Raw genomic sequence first — 7044 nt, 5'->3', positions numbered from 1 at the left:
GGATTCGAACCCCTGTTACCTCCGTGAAAGGGACAACTAAGCCGTTGATTGAATTATAATAATAGAGCTTATATGCTAAATATACGCTAATTCGATTTGATATAATATTCGTCCTTAATTCTGTAAAGAACGAATCTACAGTTTATTCCGGGTTGTTAACTACTATTACTTTTCTTAACTTTATGCCTTCTTCACTAATCAGTACGCGATGCTTGCTCTAGCAATACATTCATAGCTTTCGCTGCATACCATGACAATAAAGCGTTTGCGATAAGCACAAGACAACCCAACCACACCATTATCATACCTTAGCTTTATAAATCCAGTCTTTGCCAGGCAGCTGCAGGCTTAAGTTGACCAGTTTGACTATCAATCATCAAAACATACGCTCCAGATTCCCCGAGCCTGCGATTAATCCCAAAACTGAGCGGTGGAACCATGCCGGTTTCCAGATTTTGTATTGCTTCCAGTGCCGCAATGTAGTTTTCCCTGGTTAACTGTTTACCGCTTCGCTTTAATCCTTCAACCAGTACGGTAACAGCAGTGTACGCTGCAACCTGGGCGGCGATATAGTTTCGACTCAAGTTGTGACGCTGGTGAAACTGCAAAAATGAATTCATACCTTCTCTACTGTGGCCCGATGACAGCATCGATGAGGCAAAATATACGTGTTCGCGAAACGCCGCCGAAGTATTCTTAAGTGCGGGCAAAATTGACAAACGAGGCAATAAAATAGCAGGATACCAGTTCGCCTGATCTAACAATCGCGCCAATTGCTGCACCTGGTCATCTGCACCAGAAAACACAACAGCTTGCACACCATCCTGTTTCATCAATTCCACCATGTCTGTAGATATCGTATCCGACACCACATACTCAGGCGGTTTTGACTCGCTGTTAGCCTTAGCCTTAACCTTTACCGGTTGAGCGTTTGCGAACTGGCTTTCTTTTCTTTGCGCGCTCTTCCCTGTGTCTGTATAAACAATCCCAATCTCGTTTAACCTGGTCTGCAAATGAACTCTCGCAAATTGCAGCAATGATTGGATCTTTTCCGATTCACCGCCAAACAAATAAAATGTATATTTGTTTGCCATTTCGTCAGTAGCTGGTGTTTGAGTAAAAGGACCGATATTTGGTATACGGTAGCGTTGCGCCAATTGATTAAAGCCTCGATCCTGGCCAGCGGTAAAGGTACTAATCGCCGCAAATACGGTGTCACTGTCAAATAGTCGTTCACCTTCCTGCAGTAAAGCATCACCCGTTTTAAGTTTATTCACCTGCAACTCGAGCTTTCTGCCGAATACGCCGCCTTCACGATTTACGTCATCGAAACAGGCTTTGAGAACCGCTGTTACAACCTGCCCCAAATTATTATCGGGCTGCAGAGTGCCCACCGCTACCCGGTCCTCGAATATGCCCGGATCGGACTCTTCTTCGATACGTTTTAAATATGCGATCAATGCACGCACTTCTTTCATGCTTACGTCAAAGCGAGGCATGCCGGGATCAAGCCTGTTTCCAGCAGGGTCCAGACCCCTGGTAAGTGCAATATATAAAGACTTTTCCGAATAGGCTGGGAAACGGCGGCCAGAGGCCGATTCACCCCCGTAAGACTTGCTGAGGTTTCTCCAGGTAATGTTAGATGGGGTCAGTCCACCTTCAGGAAGTCCAACGCCATCCCGGCCATGACAACCGATACAGGGGATCGATGTTGCCGGTAAGGCAACCGAAGCTTGCCCTACGTAGGCAGTTATATTATTTCCATAAGGACTTACGACGTTGCGGTATATTTCCCTGCCCTGTTCTTCCAGTGGCGTGAAGGCAAACGCTACAGTACCGTTAACGACCGTCAGGCAAAAAACCAGCAGCGACAGAACGATGCGTTTCACGGTGGTAATAGCTTTAGCCTTCTTCCGCCAAATCCCTCAGTTTCTGCGCGATAGCCTCAGGAGGAATGTTCGGTACGATCTTGATCCAGTGCCGCGTTCGAGTATTCCCCGCCAACAACAAGGTATTGTGTTCTTCAATGTTGGGAGTGTATAAACCAAGCTTGCGAATTATGGCATCTACTTCGTTTTTGTTACCTGTAACAAACTTCCAGCCGGGATGATAAGCATTTTGTTTTTTGGCGAACGCGGTTAATTTCTCTGGTGTATCCCGGTTGGGATCATTGCTAATCGATACAAAAAACACTTCCTTGCCGAACAAGTCCCCTAACTGGTCCTTGGCTGCTGCTAAATGTTTGGTTAACAATGGACAGGCGTCTTCACACTTGGTGTACATAACGTTTAGCAAAACGACCTTGTCATCTAACATATCGGAATAAAACTTGACGTCCTTGCCTTCATTGGTCACCAGTGGCAAATCGGTAAAGTAATTTCGTGCTCGCTCAATTTCAGATGCAGGTGCTTTTACTTTAACTATCGTTGCCGAGGAAGGCGCAGCGTGTTGTTCGTTTCCGTGTGCATATACAACAACACTTTGCGAAAAGGCCAGCAATAGTCCCGTTATCCCCACACGTACCATTGAAAATGTTTTATCACTTACGAACATCATAGAAATACTCCCTCTACAATTGCTTTGTACCCTGATTTGGCTCTTTCTTTAATTAGCTTATTCACCGTTGCGACAATGCGATCAGGGCTGGGAAAACCGTAAAACCGCGTCCATTGCCCGGTTTTCAGATCACCCACCATCACCAATGACGGATGATCAACAAAATCCGGTGTATACGTTCCTAGACTCACAAGGACACTATCCACTGCCGGTTTGCTACCTGTCAACCATGTCCATCCGGGACCTGCATTGTGCTGCCGCGAATATTCTAACAAACGTTGTGGATTATCCCTGACTGGATCGACGGTTAGCGACACCAATGAAACACCGTGCCCAATGCGTGGTGCGAGTTTTTGTTGCACCTGAGCCATCACCGCCGATAATACCGGGCATACCGTCGTACAACTGGTGTAAATAAAATCCATCACCACAATGTTGTCAGCCACGATATCCTGCCGAAAATTAACTGACTGACCGTATTGATTTAATAACGCAGTTTCCGGAATATCCAACTCAGCTCCCTTCTTTGGCTTCTCTTCCATCACTGACTTCCCCATGTGTTTGTGTTTGGCGTGAGGATCATGATGCTGATGATGATCATGTGATTCCATGGCCTGTATATTATTATTGGATAACAATGCGCATGTGATGAATACAAAAATAAGACCTTGTCCGTGAACAAGCTTTTTAATTAACATTGGACTGCTTCCACCTTACTATAACGTTATTCTTATGTAACCGTTTACCTGTATTCGATCGAGCTTCACTCATTTGTCAAAGAGACAGGTAAATCTCGATTTTAGATTGAGCGCGCAAACGCTGAATTTCTTCATTTACGACGTTACGTTTGCTCTGTTGTAGCAAATAAGCACGAATCTGGTCTTTGGCCTGCAGCTCGGGAACTGCGCCTGCCGGTCGTTGTTCTAAAACTTCGACAATATGAAAACCAAACTGGGTTTCCACAATATCTGACATTTCCCCTGCTTTAAGGGCAAACACCGTATCTTCGAAAGGACCCACCATAACGCCTTTGGGAAAATAGCCCAGGTCTCCGCCCCTGCTGGCACTGGAGTCTTCGGAAAATTGTTTGGCCAACTCTGCAAACTCTTCGCCTTTCTTTAGTCGTTGCTGAATATCTTCCAACTTAACGCGTACCGCTTGTTTCTCGGTGCCTGACATTGCCGAACTCGTTTTCAATAGAATATGCCTGGCGTGCGCCATGTCCGGCATGTGGAACTTATCCGGGTTGTTGACATAAAAGTCGTGAATAGCCTCGTCGTTGATTTCATTTGCCGCCATACCCAGTTGGTCAAGGTATTTACGCGACACCACCATGCGGAAGATATGTTCGTTATAGCTTTCCAGGGTATAACCCTCCCCCTGCAATGTCTTCACAAAGTCATCCTGGGTCTTGAACTGGGAACGCACATCTGTCATTACTTGCTGAACCTCTGCGTCACTAGCCTTGATTTCCATTTTGTTAGCTTCCTGCCAAACCAATTCGGCATTAATTAGCATGTCCAGCAATTCTTTTTTGTATTCCTTGAGGCGCTTTGGATAACGTATCGAACCAATATTGATATTATTGTCGCGCATAAACTCTTCGAAATTACGTTCGAACTTGTCGCTGGAAATAGCCGCGCCATTCACAGAGGCCACAGTACCAAAGTTACTGAAGTTGACCTGCTCACTTGCCATCACCGTACTGGCACAAACAACACCTGCCAGTAACCCAGTCATTGTTTTTTTCATCACTTACACTCCTGACATTATGCAGTTATTCACAACCATGCAGGATCACCCTGAGCCTTACACGGAACTCTATCAATTTTCGTTACTTGCTAAGACCCTGTGTTTGCTAATGGATTCAAGACTCAATTTATTACCAGCATTTTTGTTGCTACTCTTTTTATTGTGTTGAGCGTTTTTTTTCACATTGCCCGACGCCATAAACGTAAAGTAAGGTGTATCGTTGTAACCAATTTTGGCCGAACGTACCGCAACATGCAGGTAATACGCTCCGGCATTACGGATCGGCACCGTTACCTCGTAAATTCCGGCCTCTTTTTCCCGCGCGATCACTTCCATTCGATCCAGCCCCGGCGCGCGATAGTACAACACGCTCACATCTCGCAATCCGGTCTTCAGGTTACCCGTCCCAGGTTCATGCAATGCAAAACGAAATGTCATATCCTCACCCGCCGCAACTCGGCGTTTGTTGTCCAGGAAGTCTATCGCTATTGTATTGTTGTCGTGCTTAATGGATGGGTTCGGTTTGGCTTCAGCGGAAAAACAGTGCAGGATATTCGGCGACTCTAACTGGAAGGCAACATCGTAACGCCCGGCCGTGGGTATACGTACCGTGGCTTCGTAGACGCCGGGCTCCACCTCTTTCAGGCTGCGGTCAACAACAGTGACAGCCCGCGCCAGAGAACCAAACACTTTATAGTTACTGGCAGGAGCATTCATACCTTCCATGTAAAAGTAGGTTGTGTTGTCTGCAGGATTGACAATGAATACCGCCGCTTCGGTTGTTGCCGGTACCATGGAATCTGCCAGGGGTAAATTACCGGCCAGCTTCGGCGCTTTGTCACCTGTCGCGAAACGTTGCACAATTGGCTTGCGCCCCTCACCCAGGGTCTCCAGGTTCACCATGGTCACATATTCACTACCCAGTGCGCGAACATAAGCGAATGCCCGACTAAAGGTGACCTGGTAGGGCTGGTTGGTAACTTCCAGGGTATGCACCAGACGGTCAACCGATGCGTCAATTACATAAACATTATTTTCGGCAGGATTCACGGTCATCGCCCAACGACCGTCTTGAGTAAAGCGCAAAGGCCCCAAGCCGGGCTTCAGCTTAATGGTTTTGACGATGGCCAGTTTTTTCGGATCAATGACACTGACCGCACCCTGTTTACCGTCGGCAACATAAATATTTCGCGACATGGAAGAATACGCCAGCGAGATCGGCACAGCGCCGGTTGTCAACTGCTTCACTATCTTACGGGTTTGCACATCAATAACAGTTGCCGTACCTGAATCACGGTTTGTGACGAATGCGTAACGGCTATCGCCACTGAAGGCAATTTCATGATGGCCAGATCCGGTATGGATCGTGGCAAGTGGCTTGAGCGTCTGTGTATCAATTACCGTGACACCGCTGTTATTATATTCTTTGCTGTCATTGCCTACCCATAAAAAACGCCCGTCCGGTTGCAACGCAACGCGTGTGGGCTGTCGACCGGCATCAATATTGGTAATCACTTTGAAACTGTCGGTATCAACGACAGCCACCTGATTGGATTTGGGCATGCTGACATACAGCCGTTTAAAGTCTTCGCTGCGTACCCAGTCTGCGCCGGTGGTTTTTAAAGGGATTTTGGTTAAGGTACTGGTTCTGCCCACCATGGATACCAGTGGATTGACCACCGAAATAGTGGGATCAGTATTCATTATTAATATGTAGTAACTATTAAGATCCAACATCGGCTGGATACCCACCACGCCTTTCAAATAAAGCGCGATCTTGTCCTTGCAGGATTTCTGTTGCGCTTCCTGTTGTGCCTGAATAACTTGCCCCATATCCATCCAGGCGCCCGGCGCGATTCCGCTAATGGGTTCACCGGTACTTTCAGAACTTACCTTAAACCGAATTTTTGCCGCCTGCCCTTCCACAAGTTCAGCATCGCCATTAAGAGGTAACGATTCAAAATCAATAACTACGCCGCGCTTGACCAGCCGATTAGACAAATTATCCGACGCTTTGTTACCGGCTTGATCGTCATCTGTCTTAGCCAGAGCAATCGCAGGCAATACAACACTCAATAAAAAAAACACACTCATGGTAGATATAGATATGAAGAAACGGTTTCTTGATTGCTTTGTGATACGGTATCTCATCTACACTCCCCTTTGCTCTTACCTACTCGTTTTTATTTCTCAACCGAACTCACGCTTCGGCCTGTTTCACTTTAGTTGTTATTTTAAGTAGCCAGGGGCTCGGCATCATGACGATGCCGGGCCCCGGCCAAGTGAACGATACCTCCTTTATGGCGTGGTCGCAGGAGCGACTCGCAGTATGCCCCACAATCCGCTGGCACTACCGAAGGCGGCATAGTCGCGGAACATATAATCACCGCCGTTTACTCCTACACCACCAGCACTTGGCAAGACAATATCAAAGTGCGTACTGGGATTAATACTTTCCTGGGCACTTTGGTAAAGGGCTTGCTTGTTGTCACCAATCATTTGTGAACCAACCACATTGGTAGCACAACGTCCAGCGATACCATCTTTAGTGCCAGGACACAGGTATGGATCACGCTGCCACAGGTGGCCGTGGATGGTAAAGGTGCTGCCGCGCGAAGTACCGTAAGGATTAGTAACCCGCATGCGCACCTGCTGTCCGGCATTGGCGGTGAATACCGGTGTTTGAGGATCACCAAGGACCTTATCGTTACTGAACACATCAAATTGCACAAGTTG

6 protein-coding genes are annotated in these 7044 nt (G+C 47.0%); all 6 read right to left on the bottom strand.

All coding sequences use genetic code 11. The annotated features are described in order from the left end of the window. Positions 1 to 314: 314 nt before the first annotated feature. Entirely contained in the window at positions 315 to 1889 is a 1575-nt protein-coding gene (locus ACWVCM_RS03030) for a cytochrome c/ABC transporter substrate-binding protein (protein WP_455200231.1), read from the bottom strand. A 13-nt stretch (positions 1890 to 1902) separates the two neighbouring features. Further along, positions 1903 to 2556 carry an SCO family protein gene (locus ACWVCM_RS03025; protein WP_455200230.1) on the bottom strand — a complete coding sequence of 218 codons (654 nt, stop codon included), beginning with the start codon at positions 2554 to 2556 and terminating at the stop codon, positions 1903 to 1905. Beyond that, positions 2553 to 3254, bottom strand: coding sequence for an SCO family protein (locus tag ACWVCM_RS03020; RefSeq protein WP_455200229.1), 702 nt, complete (start codon positions 3252 to 3254; stop codon positions 2553 to 2555). Before ACWVCM_RS03020 ends, ACWVCM_RS03025 begins: the two co-directional genes overlap by 4 nt. A gap of 76 nt (positions 3255 to 3330) precedes the next feature. Beyond that, the gene (locus ACWVCM_RS03015; protein ID WP_455200228.1) at positions 3331 to 4308 is read right to left on the bottom strand and encodes a peptidylprolyl isomerase; all 978 of its coding nucleotides are present in this window, start codon (positions 4306 to 4308) and stop codon (positions 3331 to 3333) included. Between the two features lie 72 nt (positions 4309 to 4380). After that, a complete protein-coding gene (locus ACWVCM_RS03010) occupies positions 4381 to 6459 on the bottom strand; it encodes a cytochrome D1 domain-containing protein (RefSeq protein ID WP_455200227.1) in 2079 nt (692 codons plus the stop codon). 147 nt (positions 6460 to 6606) lie between these two features. Continuing rightward, positions 6607 to 7044: hypothetical protein (locus ACWVCM_RS03005; RefSeq protein ID WP_455200226.1), on the bottom strand; the 438-nt coding region annotated here is incomplete at its 5' end.

Source organism: Kaarinaea lacus (assembly GCF_975902315.1).
Note: the sequence above shows the minus strand (reverse complement) of the source record. Positions and strands in the feature narration are given on the sequence as shown.

Excerpts from the sequence above, each read along its gene's own strand:
- ACWVCM_RS03015 (WP_455200228.1), bottom strand. The coding sequence starts at position 4,308 with ATGAAAAAAACAATGACTGGGTTACTGGCAGGTGTTGTTTGTGCCAGT.
- ACWVCM_RS03025 (WP_455200230.1), bottom strand. The coding sequence starts at position 2,556 with ATGATGTTCGTAAGTGATAAAACATTTTCAATGGTACGTGTGGGGATA.
- ACWVCM_RS03010 (WP_455200227.1), bottom strand. The coding sequence starts at position 6,459 with ATGAGATACCGTATCACAAAGCAATCAAGAAACCGTTTCTTCATATCT.
- ACWVCM_RS03020 (WP_455200229.1), bottom strand. The coding sequence starts at position 3,254 with ATGTTAATTAAAAAGCTTGTTCACGGACAAGGTCTTATTTTTGTATTC.